The 21,181-nt window shown below is 56.5% G+C and carries 21 protein-coding genes, 2 other RNA genes and 1 riboswitch; of the genes, 13 read left to right on the top strand and 10 right to left on the bottom strand.

The genetic code is table 11. The features are described from left to right. Nucleotides 1-13 precede the first annotated feature (13 nt). From DW937_RS02095 to DW937_RS02075, 5 genes are all read right to left on the bottom strand, one after another. Nucleotides 14-1,657, bottom strand: a complete 1,644-nt coding sequence (locus DW937_RS02095; protein ID WP_120119981.1) for a CTP synthase — start codon at nucleotides 1,655-1,657, stop codon at nucleotides 14-16. Between the two features lie 138 nt (nucleotides 1,658-1,795). Next, the gene (locus tag DW937_RS02090; RefSeq protein ID WP_005937320.1) at nucleotides 1,796-2,374 is read right to left on the bottom strand and encodes an ANTAR domain-containing protein; all 579 of its coding nucleotides are present in this window, start codon (nucleotides 2,372-2,374) and stop codon (nucleotides 1,796-1,798) included. Nucleotides 2,375-2,415: 41 nt separating this feature from the next. Beyond that, nucleotides 2,416-3,735, bottom strand: coding sequence for a glutamine synthetase family protein (locus DW937_RS02085; protein ID WP_120119980.1), 1,320 nt, complete (start codon nucleotides 3,733-3,735; stop codon nucleotides 2,416-2,418). 149 nt (nucleotides 3,736-3,884) lie between these two features. Next, nucleotides 3,885-5,972 carry a glutamine synthetase III gene (locus DW937_RS02080; RefSeq protein ID WP_097774943.1) on the bottom strand — a complete coding sequence of 696 codons (2,088 nt, stop codon included), beginning with the start codon at nucleotides 5,970-5,972 and terminating at the stop codon, nucleotides 3,885-3,887. Nucleotides 5,973-6,550: 578 nt separating this feature from the next. Further along, nucleotides 6,551-7,777: a class I SAM-dependent rRNA methyltransferase gene (locus tag DW937_RS02075; RefSeq protein WP_120119979.1), complete on the bottom strand. Its 1,227-nt coding sequence runs from the start codon at nucleotides 7,775-7,777 to the stop codon at nucleotides 6,551-6,553. A gap of 141 nt (nucleotides 7,778-7,918) precedes the next feature. On the opposite strand from DW937_RS02075, the gene DW937_RS02070 reads away from it, so the two are divergent. Next, nucleotides 7,919-8,407 (top strand): CYTH domain-containing protein, encoded by a 489-nt coding sequence (locus tag DW937_RS02070; RefSeq protein ID WP_120119978.1) that lies wholly within the window; start codon nucleotides 7,919-7,921, stop codon nucleotides 8,405-8,407. Next, a complete protein-coding gene (locus DW937_RS02065; RefSeq protein ID WP_005941761.1) occupies nucleotides 8,404-9,036 on the top strand; it encodes a rhomboid family intramembrane serine protease in 633 nt (210 codons plus the stop codon). Before DW937_RS02070 ends, DW937_RS02065 begins: the two co-directional genes overlap by 4 nt. Nucleotides 9,037-9,626: 590 nt before the next feature. Here DW937_RS02065 and DW937_RS02060 read toward each other — a convergent pair. Both DW937_RS02060 and thiD read right to left on the bottom strand, forming a co-directional pair. After that, entirely contained in the window at nucleotides 9,627-10,304 is a 678-nt protein-coding gene (locus DW937_RS02060; RefSeq protein WP_097777858.1) for a TENA/THI-4 family protein, read from the bottom strand. Beyond that, a complete protein-coding gene (gene thiD / locus DW937_RS02055; RefSeq protein ID WP_120120182.1) occupies nucleotides 10,297-11,097 on the bottom strand; it encodes a bifunctional hydroxymethylpyrimidine kinase/phosphomethylpyrimidine kinase in 801 nt (266 codons plus the stop codon). Before thiD ends, DW937_RS02060 begins: the two co-directional genes overlap by 8 nt. 57 nt (nucleotides 11,098-11,154) lie before the next feature. Then, a riboswitch (TPP riboswitch) is annotated at nucleotides 11,155-11,261 on the bottom strand. A 96-nt stretch (nucleotides 11,262-11,357) separates the two neighbouring features. Here thiD and DW937_RS02050 point away from each other — a divergent pair. After that, entirely contained in the window at nucleotides 11,358-11,894 is a 537-nt protein-coding gene (locus tag DW937_RS02050) for a TIGR00730 family Rossman fold protein (protein ID WP_097774947.1), read from the top strand. Nucleotides 11,895-11,935: 41 nt separating this feature from the next. Here DW937_RS02050 and DW937_RS02045 read toward each other — a convergent pair whose 3' ends face one another. Further along, nucleotides 11,936-12,832 (bottom strand): D-isomer specific 2-hydroxyacid dehydrogenase family protein, encoded by an 897-nt coding sequence (locus DW937_RS02045; RefSeq protein WP_120119977.1) that lies wholly within the window; start codon nucleotides 12,830-12,832, stop codon nucleotides 11,936-11,938. 15 nt (nucleotides 12,833-12,847) lie between these two features. Then, entirely contained in the window at nucleotides 12,848-13,648 is an 801-nt protein-coding gene (locus tag DW937_RS02040; RefSeq protein ID WP_120119976.1) for an aspartate dehydrogenase domain-containing protein, read from the bottom strand. A gap of 108 nt (nucleotides 13,649-13,756) precedes the next feature. Here DW937_RS02040 and DW937_RS02035 point away from each other — a divergent pair, with 108 nt between their 5' ends. After that, on the top strand, nucleotides 13,757-14,329 hold the full coding sequence (locus tag DW937_RS02035) for a chromate transporter (RefSeq protein WP_120119975.1): 573 nt from the start codon (nucleotides 13,757-13,759) through the stop codon (nucleotides 14,327-14,329). Continuing rightward, on the top strand, nucleotides 14,326-14,898 hold the full coding sequence (locus DW937_RS02030) for a chromate transporter (protein ID WP_120119974.1): 573 nt from the start codon (nucleotides 14,326-14,328) through the stop codon (nucleotides 14,896-14,898). Before DW937_RS02035 ends, DW937_RS02030 begins: the two co-directional genes overlap by 4 nt. 127 nt (nucleotides 14,899-15,025) lie before the next feature. On the opposite strand, the gene DW937_RS02025 is transcribed toward DW937_RS02030, so the two are convergent. Further along, complete coding sequence (locus DW937_RS02025) at nucleotides 15,026-15,301, bottom strand: hypothetical protein (RefSeq protein WP_118527025.1); 276 nt, start codon at nucleotides 15,299-15,301, stop codon at nucleotides 15,026-15,028. Nucleotides 15,302-15,616: 315 nt separating this feature from the next. Between DW937_RS02025 and DW937_RS15380 the strand changes: the two genes are divergently transcribed. The 8 genes from DW937_RS15380 to ssrA all read left to right on the top strand — a co-directional run bounded on the left by DW937_RS15380 (nucleotide 15,617) and on the right by ssrA (nucleotide 20,915). After that, nucleotides 15,617-15,751 carry a hypothetical protein gene (locus DW937_RS15380; RefSeq protein ID WP_279221242.1) on the top strand — a complete coding sequence of 45 codons (135 nt, stop codon included), beginning with the start codon at nucleotides 15,617-15,619 and terminating at the stop codon, nucleotides 15,749-15,751. A gap of 92 nt (nucleotides 15,752-15,843) precedes the next feature. After that, nucleotides 15,844-16,596: a ZIP family metal transporter gene (locus DW937_RS02020; RefSeq protein WP_165852859.1), complete on the top strand. Its 753-nt coding sequence runs from the start codon at nucleotides 15,844-15,846 to the stop codon at nucleotides 16,594-16,596. 282 nt (nucleotides 16,597-16,878) lie between these two features. Continuing rightward, nucleotides 16,879-16,977: signal recognition particle sRNA small type (gene ffs / locus DW937_RS02015), an RNA gene on the top strand. A 77-nt stretch (nucleotides 16,978-17,054) separates the two neighbouring features. Then, nucleotides 17,055-18,920 (top strand): DNA polymerase III subunit gamma/tau, encoded by a 1,866-nt coding sequence (gene dnaX, locus DW937_RS02010; protein ID WP_120119973.1) that lies wholly within the window; start codon nucleotides 17,055-17,057, stop codon nucleotides 18,918-18,920. A gap of 31 nt (nucleotides 18,921-18,951) precedes the next feature. Further along, nucleotides 18,952-19,290, top strand: a complete 339-nt coding sequence (locus DW937_RS02005) for a YbaB/EbfC family nucleoid-associated protein (RefSeq protein ID WP_097774953.1) — start codon at nucleotides 18,952-18,954, stop codon at nucleotides 19,288-19,290. A gap of 19 nt (nucleotides 19,291-19,309) precedes the next feature. Next, on the top strand, nucleotides 19,310-19,909 hold the full coding sequence (recR, locus tag DW937_RS02000; RefSeq protein WP_005941730.1) for a recombination mediator RecR: 600 nt from the start codon (nucleotides 19,310-19,312) through the stop codon (nucleotides 19,907-19,909). 102 nt (nucleotides 19,910-20,011) lie between these two features. Further along, on the top strand, nucleotides 20,012-20,494 hold the full coding sequence (smpB, locus tag DW937_RS01995; protein ID WP_005941729.1) for an SsrA-binding protein SmpB: 483 nt from the start codon (nucleotides 20,012-20,014) through the stop codon (nucleotides 20,492-20,494). Between the two features lie 70 nt (nucleotides 20,495-20,564). After that, nucleotides 20,565-20,915: a transfer-messenger RNA gene (ssrA, locus tag DW937_RS01990) on the top strand. The last annotated feature ends 266 nt before the right edge of the window (nucleotides 20,916-21,181 follow it).

Below are 21,181 nucleotides of genomic sequence, written 5' to 3'. Positions count from 1 at the left end.
TTATTTTTATGGTTTACATGTGCAGCAGGCTGCGCTGCTCGCTGGCGCGGAACTTGAGTGCCGCAGCAATGAATGCCTTGAACAGCGGGTGAGCACGGTTGGGACGGCTCTTGAACTCCGGGTGGAACTGTGCGCCCAAATGGAAGTCACGGCCGGGCAGCTCTACAGTCTCTACCAGACGACCGTCGGGGCTTGTGCCGGAAATGACAAGACCGGCGTCCTGCATCTCCTGACGGAACTCGTTGTTGAACTCGTAGCGGTGGCGGTGGCGCTCCCAGATCTCGGTCTCGCCGTAGCACTCGGCCATCTTGGTGCCGGGCACCACCTTGCAGGGGTATTTACCCAGACGCATGGTGCCGCCCTTGGGAATGTTGCCCTGCTGGTCGGCCATCAGGGCGATCACATTGTGCTTGCCATCCGGGGTGAACTCGCTGGAATTTGCATCCTTGTAGCCCAGAACGCCCCGGGCAAACTCCATCACCATGATCTGCATGCCAAGGCAGATACCAAAGTAGGGAACATGGTTCTCGCGGGCATACTGTGCAGCCTGGATCATGCCCTCAATGCCGCGGTCGCCGAAACCGCCGGGTACGATGATGCCGTCCACATCGGCAAAGGCTTCCTTGCAGGCGGCCTGATCGGTCAGGTCTTCACTTTCCACCCACTTGATCTCTACCTGACTGTCGTTCTCAAAGCCGGCGTGGTACAGGCTTTCCATCACGGAGAGGTAAGCGTCGTGCAGCTTGACGTATTTGCCCACCAGTGCAATGCTGCAGGTCTTGCTGCGGGTGGCAATGCGGCTGACCACCTGCTTCCACTCGGTCAGGTCGGCAGCGGGCACATCCAGCTTGAGCTTCTGCACCACTACCTCGTCCAGACCACCGGTGTGCAGCATCAGCGGGCACTGGTACAGGCTGGGCATGGTCAGGTTCTCGATCACGCACTCCGGCTTCACATTGCAGAAAGTGCTGATCTTGCGGCGGATGTCGCCGCCCACACTGCCGTCTGCGCGCAGGATGATGATGTCCGGGTTCACGCCCATGCCCTGCAGCTCTTTCACAGAGTGCTGTGCGGGCTTGGATTTGTACTCGTCCGAGCCGGAAATGTAGGGCACCAGCACCACATGGATGTAGCAGCAGTTGTCGCGGCCCTGCTCCAGACCCACCTGACGGATGGCCTCGAGGAAGGGCTGGCTCTCGATATCACCGGTCGTGCCGCCGATCTCAGTAATGACCACGTCAGCCTCGGTGGAAGAGGCCAGATTGTAGATGTAGCTCTTGATCTCGTTGGTGATGTGGGGAATGATCTGCACGGTCTGGCCCAGATATGCACCCTGACGTTCCTTGTTCAGTACGTTCCAGTACACCTTGCCGGTGGTCAGGTTGGAGTATTTGTTCAGATTCTCGTCGATAAAGCGCTCGTAGTGGCCCAGATCCAGATCGGTCTCAGTGCCATCGTCGGTCACGAACACCTCACCGTGCTGCAGCGGGCTCATGGTGCCGGGATCCACATTCACATAGGGGTCCAGCTTCTGGCTGGCCACCTTCAGACCGCGGCACTTGAGCAGACGGCCCAGCGATGCGGCTGTGATGCCCTTGCCAAGGCCGGAGACGACACCGCCGGTGACAAAGATGAATTTGGTTTGTTTCTCTGCCATAGAATTTCCTCCTCTATTTTTGTTTTTCTGAATTCTTTCCCTTATAAACCTTTGTGAATTCTTTCAGGTGAACGGTCTTGCTCTCAGCCTCTCCCAAAATGAGCCGGTGAAAGCAAGAATACTTTTCCCAATCCAATATTATACACCCATGTCCTCATAATTTTCAAGGACTTCCTGTGCAATTTCTGTGCGGTCACGACGGGTATCCATGGCCTGTTTTTCTATGTAGCGGTGTGCCTCGGCTTCGGTCATGTGCTCGTGCTCCACAAGGCAGCATTTTGCCCGGCTGACCAGCCGCACCTGTGCGATCTTTTCCTGTAAGCGGGCGTTCTCCTGCCGGGCACGCAGCAGGCGGTGGTTGCCCGCCGCCGCCATGTGCATGGCCTGCACAAAAAAGGCGGTGCTGAAGGGCTTTGACAGCAGCAATACCCCCTGCTCGCTCAAAGGCCCCAAAAGCTGCTCAGCCTGTGCGGCCTTGACCAGAAACACGACACCGGCATCTGTTTTTTCTACAGCATTGATGCACACCTCATGCCCGAATTCATCGGGCAGGGGAGAGTTGACCACGATCAGCTCAAAATCCGATTCCGTCATGCGCCGCCGGGCTTCGGCCCCGCTGGGAATGATCACCGGGCGGCTGTAGCCCATTTCGGTCAGCCGTGCAGCGATATACTCGTTGGAGCTTGCACCGGCACTTACGATCAGTGCACGTCCCATTTCCTTCGCTCCTTTCTCCTACACACCCTCTTTTGCAGGGGTCAGATGGCGTTGAAGTAATGGATACGCTCATACTCAACAGGGTCGGACGCGTGCTTCAGTGCTTCGCAGCGCTTCAGTTCTTCCGTAAAGTAGCGGCTGGCAAGCTGCTCGGGCAGCACTCTGCGCAAAAATTCGCTCTCCTCCGCAGCCTGCACGGCCTCTTCCAGACTGGCGGGCAGAGTCTCGAGACCGAGCCCCTCAGCCTCGGAGGAATCGAACAGATTCTTGTTCACGGGGGCAGAGAGCACCATGCGGTTCTCAATGCCGTCCAATCCGGCGGCCAGCACCAGACCAATGGCCAGATAGGGGTTGCAGGCAGGGTCCGGGCTGCGCAGCTCCATGCGGCAGTTGTCGCCCTTTACCTGCGGGATGCGCACCAGCTGGCTGCGGTTCTGGCGGCTCCAGCTCACATAGCGGGGCGCTTCATCGCAGCCAAAGCGCTGATAGCTGTTGGGCAGAGGGTTGGTGAACACGGTCAGCTCCCGGCTGTGGGCCAGCACACCGGCCATAAAGCTGCCTGCAATGCTGTCCGGGGCAATGTCGCCCTCAAACAGGTTGCGGCCATCCATGTAAAGGGACAGGTTGATGTGCAGGCCGCTGCCTGCCTGATCCGGCAGGGGCTTGGGCAGGAAGCTTGCATGGATGCCGCTGCGGGTGGCAATGGCGCGCACGATCTGCTTGAACATCATCACGTTGTCGGCGGTCTTGAGGGGGCCTGCGTGGTGGCAGTCGATCTCGTTCTGGCCGTTGCCGCTTTCGTGATGGCTGTGCTGAGGGCTCATGCCCATCTGCTCCATGGTCAGGCAGATGTCCCGGCGGAGGTTCTCGCCTGCGTCCAGCGGGGCCACGTCAAAGTAGCCGCCAAAGTCGATGGGGATACGGGTGGGGCGGCCCCGGTCATCATTCTCGAACAGGTAGAACTCACACTCTGCGCCCACATTGCAGGTGATGCCCAGCTTTTTGAATTTTCGGTTCACGCTGCGCAGAAAGCCGCGGCAGTTGCCGCCAAAGGGCTGGCCGTCCGGCTTTTCCACATCACAGAAGAACTGCATCACCCGGCCCTCGGTAGGGCGCCAGGGGAGGATAGTCACGGTGGAAAGATCCGGCCGCAGCACAAGGTCGCTTTCCTCCACCTTCATAAAGCCGGCAATGGAGCTGCCGTCGAAGCAGACACCGTCTTCCAGAGCTTTGGGCAGATCGTTTGCCAGCACGGCAATGTTCTTCTGAGTTCCAAAGATATCGCAGAAGGCAAAGCGCACAAATTTGACGTTGTTGTCCTCCACAAAATCAAGGATGTCCTGTTGGGTCGAATAGCTCATAATGGTTTCCCTTTCAAATAAAACGCCTAAAGGCCTGCCCTCAGAATGGGAGCAGGTCTTTAGGCTGGTGTAAGAAATAGGAAAAGGAGAATGGCAATTTTAAATTCCGCAGCCTACGGATGCTATTCTGCTGTTACGCTGATGAAAGATCAGACGTAGTAGAGCATCTTGCTGTAGCTGGGCAGAGGCCAATAATCCTCACCGCAGATGGTCTCGGCGTCGTCCGCAGCGGCACGCAGAGCATCCATTGCAGGCAGCACGTTGTCGTGGAAAGCAACGGCCTTTTCTGCCTCGGTGGGCAATGCCTTGGAAGCATCCACTGCATCCTGCAGGGTATCGACAGCGTCGCTCATAGCATCGGCATCAGCAGAGAGCTTGGTCAGGGTCTTGGTCTCACTGCGCACGCTGATGTTCTCGCTGACGGCCAGTTTGGATGCTGCGGTATTGGCAAGCTCACTCATGTAGGAGTTGACGGCAGGCAGCAGCTGCTTGCGGGCCATTTCCAGCATGGTCAGAGCCTCGATGTTGATGATCTTGGAGTAGTGCTCCATCTCCACCTCGTAGCGGCTCTCCATCTCTACCTTGGTCAGCACGCCGAACTCTTCCATCAGGGCAATGTTCTTGGGCTCGATCAGGGCAGGCAGAGCAGCGGGGGTGTTCTTCTTGTTGGGCAGACCGCGCTTTGCGGCTTCCTCTTCCCACTCGGCAGTGTAGCCGTTGCCGTTGAAGATGACGCGGCGGTGGTCGCGGATGGTGCGCTTGACCAGAGCAATCACGGCGCTGGTAAAGTCCTCAGCGCTCTCCAGCTCGTCGGCGTAGCCCTTCAGTTCCTTTGCAACGGCGGTGTTCAGGATGGTGTTGGCATCACTCAGGTTCTCAGCGGAACCGGGCATACGGAACTCGAACTTGTTGCCGGTGAAGGCAAAGGGAGAGGTACGGTTGCGGTCGGTGGTATCCTTGCTGAACTTGGGCAGGACATCAACGCCCAGATCCATCTTCATCTTGACGGGGCCGGCATAGGGGGAATCGGATGCGATAGCATCGATGACAGCTTCCAGCTCTTCGCCCACAAAGATGGAAATGATAGCCGGAGGTGCCTCGTTGGCACCCAGACGGTGATCGTTGCCGGGAGTGGCAACGGAGGTGCGCAGCAGATCGGCGTACTCGTCAACAGCCTTGATGACAGCAGCCAGGAACACAAGGAACTGCAGATTCTCCATGGGGGTGTCGCCCGGGTCGAGCAGATTCTCGTGGGTGGTGGACATGGACCAGTTGTTATGCTTGCCGCTGCCGTTCACGCCCTCAAAAGGCTTCTCATGCTGCAGGCAGACCAGACCGTACTTGGGAGCAATCTTCTTCATCATCTCCATCGTCAGCAGGTTGTGGTCGATGGCAACGTTGGTGGTGTCGAAGATGGGAGCCAGCTCATGCTGGCAGGGAGCAACTTCGTTGTGCTTGGTCTTGGCGGGAATGCCCAGCTTCCACAGCTCTTCGTCCAGTTCCTTCATAAACTCGGAGACCTCGGGACGAATGACACCGAAGTAGTGCTCTTCCAGCTCCTGACCCTTGGCAGAGGGGGCACCGAACAGGGTGCGGCCGGTGAGGATCAGATCCTGACGGGCCTCGTAATCCTCTTTCTTGATAAGGAAGTACTCCTGCTCGGGACCGACGGTGGTGGAGACGTAATCCACATCCTTGCCGAACAGCTTCAGGATACGAACCGCCTGATTGGACAGTGCGTTCATGGAACGCAGCAGGGGGGTCTTCTTATCCAGAGCCTCGCCGGTGTAGCTGACGAATGCGGTGGGGATGCACAGCACGTCATCCTTCACGAATGCGTAGCTGGTGGGGTCCCATGCAGTGTAGCCGCGGGCCTCGCAGGTGGCGCGCAGACCGCCGGAGGGGAAGGAAGATGCATCGGGCTCGCCGCGCACCAGCTCCTTGCCGGAGAACTCCATGATGGCGGTGCCGTCGCCCACAGGGGAAACAAAGCCATCGTGCTTCTCACTGGTGATGCCGGTCAGCGGCTGGAACCAGTGGGTGTAGTGGGTGGCACCCAGCTCCATGGCCCAGCGCTTCATCACGCTGGCCACAACGTTTGCCACCTCAATGTCCAGCGGAGCACCCTTGTGCAGGGTGTTCTTCAGGCTCTTATAGGTTGCGCTCGGCAGGCGCTCCTTCATCACATGTTCGTTAAAGACCTTGCTGCCGTAGATTTCCATAACATTCGCTGCCATAAATCCTACTCCTTACTTGATCTTATTTTTCTTACCCTTTCGTCTGCATTCTGGTCTGCCGCAATGCCGCACCCAGAAGTACGAAAGCATCTTAACAAAAACGGCGCTGCGAGTCAGGAGGTGACCCACAGCGCCGTTGCTGTCTATGGTTTGATTATAGCCCCGGCGGGCCAAAAAGGCAATTGACAAATCTGACGATTCTGTACAAACAGCTTCCTGCATTTTTGGAGCATCCGCACTTGGTATGACTTTTGAACCTTTAAACCGGAACAGAACGATTTGGAATTGCCTCCGCTTGCGCTCTGGCAATATCAGCGGAAATAATATTTTTAAATTTGCAGTTCCGGCAGGCCTGCGGGCCCGCCGGAACTGTTTTTTCACGGGAGGAGTCGTTACGGACAATTGCATTTGCAAAACCTAGGCTTATCCGTTGCGTGACAGCCGCAGATGCTACTACCCGCTACGACCCCTTTTGTGAAAATGCGTTTGGAGCGGCCCGCAGGCCGCGACAAACGCCAATATAAAAATAATATTTCCTTTAAATATGCCCAGAGCGAAGCGGAGGGCATTCTAAATGGTCAGATCACCTGGAACAAAAAGAACTTGAGGTAGTTGGTCTCCGGCACACCCCACAGGATCGGATGATCCGGTGCCTGCTGCTTCACCTCGATCTGCCGCAGCTGGCGGTGCGCATCCTTTGCAGCGGCGCGCAGCATCTTGATGAACAGCTCCTCGGTGGCAAAATGGGAGCAGCTGGCAGTTGCCAGATAGCCGCCGCGGGGCAGCAGCTTCATGGCACGGTAGTTGATCTCCTTGTAACCGCGCATGGCGTTCTCCACAGTGCGGCGCGCCTTGGTAAAGGCCGGCGGGTCCAGAATGATAAAATCGTAGGGGTGTCCCTCTCTTTCCAAGCGGGGCAGCAGCTCAAAGGTGTCCTCGCACAAAAAGTCCATATTGGTCAGCCCGTTGCGCTGGGCATTGCGCTGCGCCATGGCAATGGCCTCGGCGCTGATGTCGGCGGCGGTCACACGGGTAGCGCCGCCCGCAGCGGCGTTCAGTGCAAAGCTGCCGGTATGGGTAAAGCAGTCCAGCACGGTGTGGCCTGCGGCAAGACGTGCCACCGCCCGGCGGTTGTACTTCTGATCAAGGAAGAAGCCGGTCTTTTGGCCGTTCTCGAAATCCACATGATAGTAAATTCCGTTCTCGCAGATCTCGGTCTGGGTGCTTGCCGGATGAGTCTCACCGGGCAGCTCAAACCAGCCTTTGTTCTGCTCAAGACCTTCCTTTGCGCGCAGAGCCTCATCGTTGCGCTCGTAGATGCCGTCGATGGTCTGGCCGTCGGCGCGCAGGACTTCTGCCAGAATGGGGAAGAGGATGGGCTTGAGCTTTTCCATGCCCACGCTCAGGGTCTGGGTGACGAGGATGTTGCTGAACCGGTCCACAGTCAGCCCGGGGAACTGGTCGGCCTCGCCAAAAATGACGCGGCAGGCAGAAAGGTCTGCGGGTTCCAGCACGGTTTTGCGGTAGCTCCATGCATATTCCACCCGGCGGCGCCAGAAAGCTGCATCAAAGGTGTCATTGGCGTTGCGGGAGATCAGCCGCACGCGGATCTTGCTTTTGAGCGAAACGAAGCCGGTGCCAAGGTAGGAACCCTTGGTGCTGACCACATCGGCCAGAGTGCCATTTTCCGGCTCATTTTCCGGGGAATGGAGGATGTCGTTCTCGTACACCCATGGATGCCCGCCCACCAGCAAGCCCTCGGCGTGTTTGTTAACGGTATACACAGGGTAAGCGCGTTCTTTCATATGGTTCTCCTTATCATGAACGAACTCCCTTCGTCCCGCGTTTGCAGACAGAAGGAGTAAAAATCTACTCTTTATAATAGCACAAAATCATGTTATTATAAATAAGAAATGCCAAAAAACCGCATGAAAGAGGGATGCATTATGGAAATCGAACGCAAATGGATGGTGAAGGGCTGGCCGGAGGGGCTGCCCCTCAGAGAGGAATTTGCCATGCGGCAGGGCTATATCAGCGTGCGGCCCACTGTGCGCATCCGGGAAGAAGCCCTCACCGGCGGCAGAACGGACTACATCCTCTGCTTCAAATCCGGGGGCGGCCTTGCCCGCGAGGAGATCGAGCGCAGCATCGATAAAACGCTGTTTGAGGATCTGGAACACAAGATCATCGGCAAACCTCTCATCCCGAAGCTGCGCCGCAGCTACACCCTGCCGGACGGTTCTGTGCTGGAAGTGAACCATGTGGACGAAGGCCAGCCCACTGAGTTCTGGTATGCCGAGGTGGAGTACCCCACGGTGGAAGCAGCCCTTGCATGGCAGCCGGAAAGCTGCGGCCTTGGCGATTACCTTAAGGATGAAGTGACGAACCAGCCCGGCCAGAGCATGGGCGAATACTGGGTGGAGACAAGAGGATGAAAAAAGTAAAACTCAAACTGGAACTGCAGTACAACTCCCCGGTGATCCTCACATTTTTCCTGCTGTCACTTCTGGTGCTGTTCCTCGACCAGTGGACGGACGGGTGGACGACGATGCATCTGTTCTGTGTCTACCGCTCCTCGCTGAAGGACCCGCTGTTCTACATCCGGCTGTTCGGCCATGTGCTGGGCCATGCCAGCTGGGATCACTTTCTGAATAATATGCTGTTGCTGCTCGTTGTTGGCCCGCCAATGGAAGAAAAGTACGGCAGCAAGCCGCTTTTGTGCGGCATGGTGTTCACCGCTCTGGTCACCGGTGTGCTGCAATGCGTGCTGTTCCCGCGTTCGGGGCTGCTGGGTGCGTCCGGCATCGTGTTCATGCTTATCATGCTTTCGTCGCTGGCGGGCTTCTCCGGCGGCATCCCGGTCACCATGCTGCTGGTTGCAGCGCTGTACTTTGGTCAGCAGGTGTACGATATCATTTTTGTGCACGACAATGTAGCAAACTTCATGCACATTGTGGGCGGCTTATGCGGCACTGCCTTTGGCTACTACAGTGCGTTGCACAGCCGCCGCAGGCCGGCAAAAGCGGTGAAGTTTTCCAGCACGAACAGCCGCCGGAAGCGCTGAACCCACTGTGGACATAGGCTGATTTTGAAAAAATTGCAAACAGGGATTGACAAACGAAAAATCTGTGGTTTAATATAGCAAAATTCAATACACTAAACCGTTGAAGCGGAGATAACGGCGAACCATGCCTGTACAGAGAGCCTGCGCAGCTGAGAAGCAGACCGGAAACAGTTCGTCAAGGAAAGTGTGACTTTGCGTTATATTTTCCCGAAATGGACCGCTGAGGGTGCAGGGAACTGCGGAGAACTTTCGCCGCACAGTATTCTGCAACGTAGGGCATACGTCAGTTGCCGGGGATGTGTTGGCATCCCGCCAAGTGCATGGGGTCATGCCCATGAAGTCAGGGTGGCACCGCGGATAAAAGGTCATATTTTATTCGTCCTTGACAGAAGAGAGTTCTTCTGTTAGGGGCTTTTTTCTTTTCCACTCCCTCGGTAGAAGAGCCGGGGGAGTTTTTGTTTTAGGGCTCCCTTATTTCCGGCACGAAGGCTCATGCCTGCGGCTGCGGCCACGAAACCCTGAACAAAACAAATGCACCCGGTTGCTGCGGTTCTGCCCACAGGCCGGGTGCATTTTATATTTTAGGAAAATTACAGGTCACTGCGCGGGGAAGCTGCCATGGCCCAGAAGTTCAGCTCGTGCTCCGAGCAGGCATGGAAGATCTCGCGGCAGCGGGCAAGGCGTTCGTCGCTCAGGCCTTCGCAGACTTTTTCTGCAAACGCGGCCCAGTCGCGGCAGGCCGCCTCATAGCCCTTGTCAGCATAGTCCACCACCAGTGCACCATAAAGGGTATCCTGCACGGAAGGCTTTTCTTCCAGCAGTTTCTGGAAGATCCAGCCATAGCTCAGCATACAGGGCAGGCAGGCCATCATGCACTCGGCTGCGCCCTCGCCGTTTTTGGCGGCTTCGATCATAGAGTCCACATAGGCACGGTTCTCCGGCCGCAGCGGCAGGCTCTGGATGCCTTCATCGGTCAGTCCAAAGTGCTTGAGATAGTGCAGGCGGGCTGCATCCTCGCTCTCATTCACGAAGGAAAGCAGGGAATAGTAGGTGCGGATGGTCTGCATATCCTTTGCCTTAGTCATGCCCCAGGCAAACACCTTGGCATATTCCCGCAGGTAAAGACTGTCCTCCACGATGTAGCCCTTGAAGCAGGCTTCATCCAGTGTGCCATCCGCAAGGTGAGTCAGAAATTCTGAGTGCAGGCATTTCTCCCACACAGGCAGACTTTCCTGCACCAGCTGCTGCACAAAGGTCTGCTCACTCACCCACAAACTCTCCCTTCAGTGCAAACATGTGGTTCATGGGGCCGGAGCCGTGGCCCAGATCCAGCATGGCAGAAAGACAGCCGGAAATGTAGGCCTTTGCGCGCTCCACAGATGCATCCAGATCATAGCCCTTTGCCAGATTGGACGCAATGGCGCTGGATAGGGTGCAGCCGGTGCCGTGGGTATTGGGGTTTGCAATGCGCTTGCCGCGGAACCATTTGCCGCAGCCGTCCCGCCACAGAAGGTCGTCGGCATCGTTGATCTGGTGGCCGCCCTTGCACAGCACGGCACAGTGGTATTTTTCGCTGATCAGCCTTGCAGCGGCCTCCATTCCGGCCGCATCGGTGATCTTCATGCCGGAAAGGATCTCAGCCTCCGGAATGTTGGGGGTGACCACCTCTGCCATGGGCAGCAGCTTTTCGGTCAGTGCCTGCACGGCATCGTCCCGCAGCAGCTTGGAGCCGGAGGTGGCAACCATCACCGGGTCCACCACGATATGCTTTGCGCCGTAGGTGTGCAGCTTTTCGGCGATCACACCGATCAGCTCTGCCGAGGATACCATGCCGATCTTGACGGCATCCGGGTAGATGTCGGTAAAAATGGCATCGATCTCCTGTGCCAGAAATTCGGGCGTGGCTTCAAAAATGCCGGTCACACCTGTGGTGTTCTGGGCAGTCAGTGCGGTAATGGCGCTCATGGCATACACGCCGTTTGCAGTCATGGTTTTGATATCGGCCTGGATGCCAGCACCGCCGCTGGAATCGCTGCCGGCAATCGTCAATGCAGTTTTCATGGTTACAACTTCCTTTGCAAAAAATGCGGAAATGCCCGCAAGGAGGCATTTCCGCACTTTGAAGCAGCAGTATCTCCCTACGTTGGCATTGTCCAAATCAGGTCACAGGTCTGGGCAAACAGCCCACTCTCAGCCTGCTTTTGCAGGCTCCCTTTTTTCTGCGTTCAAGAATACCACAGTGCCGCTGCATTTGCAAGGGGATGGCCCTTTTCAATCGGCCCGCTGCGTGGTAAAATGAAAAAAACAAAGGGGGAAATACCATGAACATCACGGTCTATCTTGGAGCAAATGCGGGCAATGATCCTGCGCTGGCGGAAGCTGTCCGGGAACTGGGCAGCTGGATCGGTGCAAACGGGCACCGCCTTGTGTACGGCGGCTCCCGCAGCGGCCTAATGGGTCAGCTTGCCCAGAGCGCGCTGGACGCAGGCGGCACGGTGACCGGTGTGGAACCGCAGTTCTTTGTGCAGCAGGAGCTGCAGCACGATGGCCTGACCGAGCTGATCGTCACCAAGGACATGACCGAGCGCAAGACGAAGATGATCGAGCTGGGCGATGCCTTCATCGCATTCCCCGGCGGTACCGGCACGCTGGAAGAAATCGCAGAGGTAATGTCCAAGGTCTCGCTGGGCCAGTTGGACGCGCCCTGCATCCTGTATGATCTGAACGGCTACTACGACAGCCTGAAAGCACTGCTTGCCAAAATGATCGAGAAAGGCCTTTCCACGCCGCAGCGCCAGCAGGGCATCCGATTTGCGGCGAATCTGGAAGAGATCACAACAATTTTGAATAAAGCCTAAAAGGAAACGCTTCCCCGGCCGGGAAGCGTTTCCTTTTTATATCATTCTCCCAGTGCAGTGCGGATATTTGCCAGCACCTTCTGGCTCAGCAGCACAAAAGCCTGCTTGGTGCGTCCGGCAGAAACATTCGCGCAATGCACATTCTCACGGGCAAAGAAGTCTTCACCCACCGGGCCGGCAGCGGCACGGGTGTCACAGAAGAAGTGGGTGCCCGGCAGAGCAAGCCACTGTTCCAGAGCAGCAGAGTCAAAGCCCGGGCCGATGGAGGTGTTGAACAGCACCTTGCCTGCGCCCAGCTGTGCAAATTCGTCCTTGCCCAACAGCAGTACGTTCTTGTTCAGGCAGGTGAACACCACCTCGCTCTCGGTCAGCAGCTGTGCCAGCGGCTTATAGGCCATGCCCACAGCTTCGGCATCCGGCTTGCGGGTGCGGCTGTAATAGGCAATGTCGGCACCCATGAACTGCAGCGCGTCGGCGATCATTTTGCCGGACACACCCAGCCCGATGATGCCTGCCTTCAGCCCGGTGATCTCCACCGGCTCGTCCCGCAGCATGGGCATCCCAAAACCGTGCAGGATGCCGGTGAGCTCATGCAGGACGTACTCCACAACGCCGCGGTCGCCGTAGTCCCGGATGCCCAGCACTTTGATGCCGCGGGTGCGGGCGTAGGCGATATCCACATTGGCGCTTTCCTCAGAATACAGGCTGCAGCACATGCCGATGTAACGGATATTCGGGCAGCGCTCGATCACATTTTTGCCCATGCGGGAGGTGTAGCTCAAAAGCACGGCATCGGCATCTCCGATGCGCTGCACGATTTCGTCGTCGCTGGCCGGGATATCGCGGTACAGCACCACTTCTTTTGCGTACTGATGCAGCGCTTCCTCGGCGGAAGGAATCAGGCTTACCGGCTCAATGGCCACCAGTTTGTTGAACATCTGCAAAGCCCTCCTTTAATAGAAGCATACGGGGGAGGAGAGGTTGCGCAGCAGGGCAACTACGCTCCAACCGGCAATGGCGCTGGTGGAAGAGCAGATATCCACCACGGCCTTCACGCCCTCGATCTCGGCGGTGATGCAGTGGTCGTCGCCCACCCAGCCGGGTACCGAGTGCATGGTCACGCCGGTGATCTCCGGGCCGGTGGTGGCCAGCGAGGTGGCAACAGCCACATTCACGCGGCGGGGGAAGGTGGCAATGGCCTGCTTGGCATTGCCGGTGAACACGGTGGTCTTTTCGGTATCGGTCAGCAGGTGGTCGGCCCATACCGGCGTGTTGCGGAAGCCCTTGGCTCCGGTGTGGGTCTCAATGCCTGCCGTCTCGGCCAGCTGCTGGGCCTCGGCCATCAGGGTGACGGTCTGCAGCACATCAAAGCCGCCAATGGCACCGCTTGCCAGATGCACCTTGGCATCGCCCTCCACGGCAGCGGCCTTGACCTGCTCGTAAAAATCAAGGTCCGCAAACGCGCCAATGGAAATGATGACCAGGTTCACGCCTTTTTTCAGTACAGGCACAGCCATGGCGCGCACAGCCTCCACCGAAGCAGTCTCCACAATGTATTCCGGCTGCAGTGTCAGCAGAGCATCCACATCATCGCAGACGGGACAGCCGACCTCGGCGGCAAGTTTTTCTGCCGAAGCACGGGTGCGGCTGGTCACGCCCACCAGCTCATAGTCCGGCAGCAGACCGTTCTTCCATGCATCGGCCACAATGTTGCCCAGAAATCCGCAGCCTACGATGCCAAATTTTGTTTTCATATCCTAAACTCCTTTTTCTGCTTTTTCCAAAGAAAGCAGCATATTCCATTAAAGTATATCATATCAAAACAAAAAATGATATAATAAGGCGCAAGAAAGGAGAAAGCTATGTCGAAAACAAAGGAGCTTTTCTGGACGTTTTTCAAAATTGGAGCGTTCACGTTTGGCGGCGGCTATGCCATGGTGGCTTTGCTGCAGAATGAATTTGTAGAAGAGAAAAAGTGGGTGACAAAAGAAGAATTTCTGGACATGGTGGCAATTGCGGAGTCTACGCCCGGCCCGGTGGCGGTGAACAGTGCCACCTATATCGGCTACAAGATCGAGGGTGCGGCAGGTGCGGCAGCGTCCACGGTGGCGGTATGTCTTCCGTCCTTCGCGGTCATTTATCTGATCTCGCTGTTCTTTGACCAGTTCCTCCGCCTTTCGGTGGTGGCAAGTGCATTCCACGGCATTCAGGTGTGTGTGATCTATCTGATCCTTTCCGCCGGACTGAAGATGCTGAAGCAGCTGGAACGGAGTGCTTTCAATATTGTCATCCTGACCACGGTTGCGGCAGCGATGGTGGGCTGTTCCATTGCAGCAGTGTCCTTCTCTTCCATTTTTTACATCCTGTTCAGCGGTGCGGCCGGGCTGCTGGTGTATGCAGTACAGCAGCTGCGGAAGGGGGAGAAGAAGCCGTGATCTATGTAGAACTTTTCTGGAATTTTCTCATGATCGGCGCGCTGTCCTTTGGCGGCGGCTACGGGATGATCTCGCTGGTGCGGGAAACGGTCTTAGGACACGGCTGGCTGACGGAAGGCGAATTTCTCAGCTTCATTGCCGTGTCGGAATCCACACCCGGCCCGCTGGCTATCAATATGGCTACCTTCATCGGCGCTTCACAGGGCGGCTTCTGGGGTGCGCTGTGTGCGACGCTGGGTGTGGTGCTGCCGTCCTTTGTCATTATCCTGCTCGTTGCATCGGTGCTGCAGAATTTGATGAAGTATGCGGGAATCAACGCAGTTCTTGGCGGCGTTCGTCCCTGCGTGGTGGCGATGATCCTTGCAACTGCAGTCAACATGGCGCTTTCTACGCTGGCCGGGTTTGCAGCGGACAAGGCAGGCATTGCACCGGATCTCCGTTCCATTGTGGTGTTTCTGCTGCTGTGGGGGCTGCATGCCCTTTGCCGCCGGAAAAAGGGCAAAGCACCATCGCCCATTGGGATGATCCTGTTCTCTGCAGGACTGGGGATCCTGTTCTGGGGAGCATAAAAAATAACGCGCCGGGTGGTTCTCGTTGAAAGATCCGGTGCGTTTTGTTGTAAAAAGCCGGGCACAGGAAAACTCATGGCTCCCTGTGCCCGGCTTCAGCTTTTATTGGAATTTAGGCGCTGTGCGATCAAGCTGCAACAGAAGAAGCAGCTTCGCTGGAAGCAGCCTCACTGGAAGCGGCCTCAGAAGAAGCGGCCTCGCTGGAAGCAGCCTCAGAAGAAGAACCGTTCTCCTCTGCAACAGCGGAAGAAGTGTTCTCCTCGGCCTCAGCAGCAACAGAAGTGCTGGTAGAAGCAGCCTCGGAAGAGGATGCAGCAGTGGAGGAAGCAGAACCGCCGCAAGCGGTCATGCCAACAGCCAGAGCCAGAGCAACAACAGCAACACAAACATTCTTGAGTTTCATATCTAAAATCTCCTTGCCATACGCAAATGTATTTTGCAGAAGGCCCTACAGGAAGTGCCTTTCTGCAAGTGGATATTCTAGTCTTTTTTGCGAAAAAATCAAGAGCTTTTTGGGCTAAGAAGTGAGATTTCAATGATAATCTACGATTTTGTTATAATTTATCGCTAAAAGTCAAAGAGTTTTTGTTAAACTGATCGAAGCACAGGAAAACTCAGGAAAGAATTTTTTACCGCGTTGTAATCCCTTTGTAATTTCTTTCATTATTTATTCACTTGAATCAAGACGGGAATGCATGTTTCCTGAAGAGAAATAAAGATGAAGTACTATGTTACATTGACCGGACTCAACTACCGCTTCGGCACTCAGCCGTTTACAGTAGGCCAGAAGGTAAAGCTGGTCAAAGAACCGGAGAATGACTTTGACAGCGAAGAAGATGCCATCGCATTCTGACAGAAAAGCCCGTCGCACTGTATTTTGTGTGACGGGCTTTTCTGCACCTTTTTGCTTCGGCGCACATACACCGGGCAAAGGGGGAATGCATCGTGAACCAGATCGTTTTCACTGCGTGGGTGCTGCTGTTCCCGGCGGCGTGCACTACACTGGGAGCAGCAGGTGTGTTTTTGCTGCGGCGGCAGTCGCGGCCCTGCACGCAGCGCATCCTGTGCGGCATGGCAGCGGGCATTATGCTGGCGGCCAGTGTGTGGAGCCTGCTGCTGCCTGCTATCCAGCGCGGACAGACTTTGCCGCTTCCGGCATGGATCCCATCGGCAGTGGGGCTTGTGCTTGGCGCAGTGGGCCTTTTGCAGGTGGAACAGTTTGCCGGGCAGCTGCTGGCAGGCGGGGCCCGACACGGCGGACGCATGGTGCTGGCTGTAACATTACACAACCTGCCCGAGGGTATGGTGGCGGGCCTTGCCGCTGCACTGGCTTTGACCGGGGAGCCGGATGCTATCAGCGGTGCGCTGGCGCTGAGCCTTGGCATCGGTCTGCAGAATATCCCGGAAGGTGCAGCAGTCAGCCTGCCGCTGGCCCATAATGGCCGCACCCGCAGTCAGGCGTTTTTTGCGGGAGCGGCTTCCGGGCTGGTAGAGCCGTTGGGGGCATTGCTTGCCTTTGCTCTGGCCGAATGGGTCAGTGCTGCGCTGCCGTGGCTGCTCAGCGCAGCGGCGGGCTGCATGGTGTGCGTGACCGCACAGGAGATGATCCCGCAGGCCGTGGAGGGCGATGAGCCTGCCGGTGTTGTAAGCATTGTGCTGGGATTTGCGCTGATGATGGCACTGGATGTGGCATTGTAAGAAAAAAGGGGCTGCTGCAAAATCAATGCCGTTAATAAAATAACAGGATAAAAGCAAAGCGCAGTACAAACATAACGCGAAAGCGCAGAGAATGTACTGCGCTTTCTTGGATTTTTGAGAACATCACATTTTCTGACTTTGGGCTATCCTATTTGATCGTTTCATGCGTGGGCCGTGAAATGATACCTCCCACCCCTTGCAATCTGCCTGCGTTTATGGTACAATATTCTGGCATTCAGAAGGATGTGTCGGACAGCGCCTGCTGCGTGGTTCGGCATACGGATGCGGGTCCTGTACGATGGATTCGCTGTGAACCAGGTCAGGTGGGGAACCAAGCAGCCTTAAGCAGTGCGTTCGTGCGTTTCAGTAAGCCTGCATCCGTATGCCGAGTTACGCAAGGCGGGGACAAAACCCCGTCAGCGCTGTCCTTTTTATTTTGCAGGAAAGGGGAGAGAACCATGTACCGTGCCTTGTACCGCAAATGGAGACCGCAGCGTTTTGAGGATGTGGTAGGCCAGCGGGCCATTGTTACTGCGCTGAAAAACCAGATCACGGCAAACCGTGTGGGCCATGCCTACCTGTTTACCGGCGTGCGCGGCACCGGCAAAACCACCTGCGCCAAGATCTTTGCAAAGGCAGTCAACTGCCTGCATCCGGTCAATGGAGACCCCTGCGGCGAGTGTGAGATTTGCAAGGGCATCGATAACGGCAGCATTCTGGACGTGGTGGAGATGGATGCGGCTTCCAACAACGGTGTGGACGATATCCGCGACCTGCGCGACGAAACAGCTTACACTCCCAGCGCCTGTAAATATAAGGTATACATCATCGATGAGGTGCACATGCTGTCCACAGCAGCATTCAATGCGCTGCTCAAAACGCTGGAAGAACCGCCTGCCCACGTCATCTTCATTCTGGCAACCACTGAAATCCAGAAGGTGCCCGCCACCATTCTTTCCCGCTGCCAGCGGTACGATTTTACCCGCATCGGGCCGGAGGATATCGCCCGCCGGGTGGAATACATTGCAGGGGAGGAAAAGCTGGAGCTTTCGCCGGACGGTGCGGAACTGATCGCCCGTCTGGCCGACGGTGCGCTGCGCGATGCGTTGTCCATTCTGGATACCTGCGCAGGCGTTACGGCGAAAATCGACGCCGATGTGGTGCGCCGCATGGCAGGTGTGACCGACCGCAGTTATCTGTTCCGCATTTCGGACGCACTGGAAGCGCAGGACGGTGCCACAGCACTGGCCCAGCTGGCACAGCTTCGCCAGCAGTCTGTGGATGTCAAGCGTCTGACAGAGGAATTGATCGCGCATTATCGTGCTTTGATGCTGGCAGCATTGCCGGGCGGGCAGAGCCTTCTGTCCGGCGTTTCGCCGGAGGAGGAGGCTTTGTATCTGGAAAAAGGCCCGCAGCTGGGCCAGCGGGAGGCCATTCGTGCCATCCGTGCGCTGGGCAGTGCGCTGGAACATATGACCCGCGGCAGCGACCAGCGGATCGAGCTGGAACTTGCATTGTTTGGCTTATCCGAACCGCCCCAGCAGCCGCAGGCAGTTCCTGTGCAGGCCGCGCCTATCCGTGCTGCAGCTCAACCCGCAGCGCCGCAGCCGTTTGCATCGGCAACTGCTGTGCAGCCCTTTGCAAGCGCTCCGATTTCCCAGCCGCCAATACCGTCCGTTCCTGTGGTGCAGCCTGCAGCGGAACCGAAACCTGTAAAGGCAGAACCTTCCGTGCCGTCGGAAATATCTGTAGAGCAGACTTCACCCGTCCAGACCGAAGAGCTGCCGCCGCTGCCGGAGGAACCGCCCGTGCAGCAGGCCGGAATGCTGCCTTGGGACGAGCCTGCCGCGCAGGCCGCACAGTCAGCTGCACCCGTGCCGGCAGAGTTGGAACCTGTTCCGCAGCCAGAACCGCCCAAACCTGCACCCACGCCCGCTGCAAAGCCTGTGCCGGAAAAGCCACAGGATGCCGGGCAGGAAGGGACTGTGCTGTATCCGTACTGGCCGCAGGTGGTACAGCAGCTGCAGGAAAAAGATCCCATGCTCTACACCTATCTGCGCAAGTCCAAGGCTTACTTTGATGGCACCCGCGTGCTGATCGACGGCGGCAAGACCTTCCGCGATTTTATCCGCGCCAATAAGGACAGCCAGCGCCTGATCAAAAAGCTGATCAAGGATGTGTCCGGTACGGCGGTGCCCATTGGTCCCTATGAACCAAAGAGCGCTGGCAAAACGGTCTCCAACGCAGAGCAGTCGCTTCGTGCACTGGAAAAGCTGGGGTTGGATGTGTCCATTGAGGATTCCGCAAGGAAAACGAGATCATAAAAATACATTGCATCAATAAGGAGAAACGATTATGAAAGCAAGAATGCCCGCAGGCTTTGGCCGCCCCGATATGAACGCCCTCATGCGTCAGGCACAGAAGATGCAGGAAGATATGAAAGCCAAACAGGCCGAGCTGGAAGCTGCCGAGTACACCGGCAGCGCTGCCGGTGAGATGGTCACTGTTAAGATGAACGGCAAGCACGAAGTGCTGTCCATCACCATCAAGCCCGAGGCTGTGGACCCGGATGATGTTGAAATGCTGGAAGATATGGTGGCTGCTGCCATCAACGCAACCGTCAAGCAGGTGGACGAAACTGCCGAAGCTGAAATGGGCAAGCTGACCGGCGGCATGAACATCCCCGGTCTCTGATCCGGCAGGAGGGAAGAACATGGGCTATACTGCTGCCCCGCTGGAAAAGCTGATCGAAGAATTCAGCAAGTTTCCGGGGATCGGGCGCAAGGGCGCTACCCGCATGGCGTATCAGGTGCTGAGCATGTCGGACGAAGATGCCGCCGCACTGGCGGGAGCCATTCAGGGTGCCCACACCAAGCTCCATCGCTGCCGTATCTGCCAGAATTATACAGAAGCGGATATCTGCCCCATCTGTGCCAGTGCAAAACGCGATCCTTCTGTGATCTGCGTGGTGGAAACGCCCCGCGATGTGCAGGCGTTTGAACGCACAAGGGAGTATCACGGCTTGTACCATGTGCTGCACGGCCTGCTCAGCCCGATGGACGGCATTACTGCCGAACAGCTGTGCGTCAAGGAACTTCTGGCCCGCCTGGGCGACGGCAAGGTGAAAGAGGTCATCATGGCCATGAACCCCACGGTGGAGGGTGAAGCTACCGCCATGTATCTGGCAAAGCTTATCAAGCCTCTGGGCATCAAGACCACACGTCTGGCCTACGGTCTGCCGGTGGGTGCAAGTCTGGAGTACACAGACGAGACCACCTTGTATCGTGCACTTTCTGGCCGTGGTGAGCTGTGAATTGGGAAAAATTTACAGTTTCTTCAAAAACAGCCCTTGCAAAACCATAAAAAAATGGTATACTGATACAACAAACCACAATGGAGAAAGGAGGCGCGCGGAATGGCACCCACTAAGGAGCGTCCGGCAACAAAAACCATTGCCACAAACCGTGAAGCGCGCCATGAATACTTCGTTCTGGAAGCGCTGGAAACCGGCGTTGAACTGAAAGGTACGGAGGTCAAGAGCCTGCGTGCCGGAGGGGTCAACCTGAAAGACAGCTGGGTCGATATTGAGGATGGTGAACTGCTGGTAAAGGGAATGCATATCAGTCCCTACGACCACGGAAACATGTTCAATCAGGATCCGATGCGCGTCCGGCGCCTGCTGGCACACAAAAGTGAGATCCGGCGGCTGCATCAGCAGTGCAAGCTGCAGGGATATACCCTTGTGCCGCTTTCGCTCTATTTCAAACATGGCCGCGTGAAAATGGAAGTGGGCCTTTGCAAAGGCAAAAAGCTCTATGATAAGCGTGCCGATGCCGCCCAGCGCGATGCAAAGCGTTCCATTGACCGTGCCATGAAGTCCAACGGCAAATACTATTGATCTTTTCAGACCGCTTCCTGAAGCGGAACTTTTTCAAAGCTTTCTGCACACCGCAAGGTGTGCTTTATAAGGGGGCGTAAAGGTTTCGACGGGGAGAGCGAGGTCTGGGCAGCGGGTAGCAGTGGGGGAACTGCTCTATAACTCCTCCAAAAAAATTAACTGACAATAACAATTCTCAGTTGCTCGCAGCCTGAGTGCTGCGCGTTCCGCCCACTCTTGTGTCATGTGGGGCCGGGGCGTCCTTTAGACACAGCACCTGAACGGACTTAAGCTTTGCGGACCGGCAGGAACTCATGAAGCTACCAATGCGCTAGCCTGACGATCGGCGTGGCGCGGCGGGAATGTTGTAGATCGCCTGCACCCGGAGACACCTACACTGAACTCTTTTCGGACATGGGTTCGACTCCCATCGCCTCCACCAACAAAAAGCACCTGGATTCATTGAAATCTGGGTGCTTTTCTTTTTGCTGAAACTGGTTTATAAAGCACGCTATATCACAGAACGATTCGCTATTAGGGCGGCTTTTGTCACAATTTGTACGTATTTCCAGCAAAACAGAATGATTGTATAAAATTTATACACCCGCTAAAGTTTGTTTGTTGTCTGCTGCGGCGGCGCGGGGTATACTGTTGCCATAAGGACGGCGCAAGGATGCCGAAAAAAGCAATAAAAAGCAGGGAGGCTTT

It is taken from the genome of Faecalibacterium sp. AM43-5AT, from assembly GCF_003603345.1.
Taxonomy (GTDB): domain Bacteria; phylum Bacillota; class Clostridia; order Oscillospirales; family Ruminococcaceae; genus Faecalibacterium; species Faecalibacterium taiwanense.
This window is presented reverse-complemented; position numbering and strand designations above follow the sequence as displayed.